General features: G+C 54.4%; 1 rRNA gene. It reads right to left on the reverse strand.

The features are described from left to right. Position 1 precedes the first annotated feature (1 nt). A 23S ribosomal RNA gene (locus ACWATA_RS29295) occupies positions 2–1,351 on the reverse strand; the annotation flags it as partial.

Consider the following 1,351-nt stretch of genomic DNA (forward strand, 5'->3'; position numbering starts at 1 on the left):
TTTGGTTAAGTCCTCGATCGATTAGTATCAGTCAGCTACACATGTCGCCACGCTTCCACCTCTGACCTATCAACCTGATCATCTTTCAGGGATCTTACTAGCTTGCGCTATGGGAAATCTCATCTTGAGGGGGGCTTCATGCTTAGATGCTTTCAGCACTTATCCCGTCCACACATAGCTACCCAGCGATGCCTTTGGCAAGACAACTGGTACACCAGCGGTGTGTCCATCCCGGTCCTCTCGTACTAAGGACAGCTCCTCTCAAATTTCCTACGCCCACGACGGATAGGGACCGAACTGTCTCACGACGTTCTGAACCCAGCTCGCGTACCGCTTTAATGGGCGAACAGCCCAACCCTTGGGACCGACTACAGCCCCAGGATGCGATGAGCCGACATCGAGGTGCCAAACCTCCCCGTCGATGTGGACTCTTGGGGGAGATAAGCCTGTTATCCCCGGGGTAGCTTTTATCCGTTGAGCGATGGCCCTTCCATGCGGAACCACCGGATCACTAAGCCCGACTTTCGTCCCTGCTCGACTTGTAGGTCTCGCAGTCAAGCTCCCTTGTGCCTTTACACTCTACGAATGATTTCCAACCATTCTGAGGGAACCTTTGGGCGCCTCCGTTACATTTTAGGAGGCGACCGCCCCAGTCAAACTGCCCACCTGACACTGTCTCCCGGCCCGATCAGGGCCGCGGGTTAGAATTTCAATACAGCCAGGGTAGTATCCCACCGACGCCTCCACCGAAGCTAGCGCTCCGGCTTCTCAGGCTCCTACCTATCCTGTACAAGCTGTACCAAAATTCAATATCAGGCTACAGTAAAGCTCCACGGGGTCTTTCCGTCCTGTCGCGGGTAACCTGCATCTTCACAGGTACTATAATTTCACCGAGTCTCTCGTTGAGACAGTGCCCAGATCGTTACGCCTTTCGTGCGGGTCGGAACTTACCCGACAAGGAATTTCGCTACCTTAGGACCGTTATAGTTACGGCCGCCGTTTACTGGGGCTTCGATTCAGAGCTTCTCCCAAAGGATAACCCCTCCTCTTAACCTTCCAGCACCGGGCAGGCGTCAGCCCCTATACTTCGCCTTGCGGCTTCGCAGAGACCTGTGTTTTTGCTAAACAGTCGCCTGGGCCTATTCACTGCGGCTCTCTCGGGCTATACACCCTACCAGAGCACCCCTTCTCCCGAAGTTACGGGGTCATTTTGCCGAGTTCCTTAACGAGAGTTCTCTCGATCACCTTAGGATTCTCTCCTCGCCTACCTGTGTCGGTTTGCGGTACGGGCACCTCCCGCCTCGCTAGAGGCTTTTCTTGGCAGTGTGGAATCAGGAACTTCGGTACTATA

The sequence above is a fragment of the Priestia sp. USM5 genome, assembly GCF_058323215.1.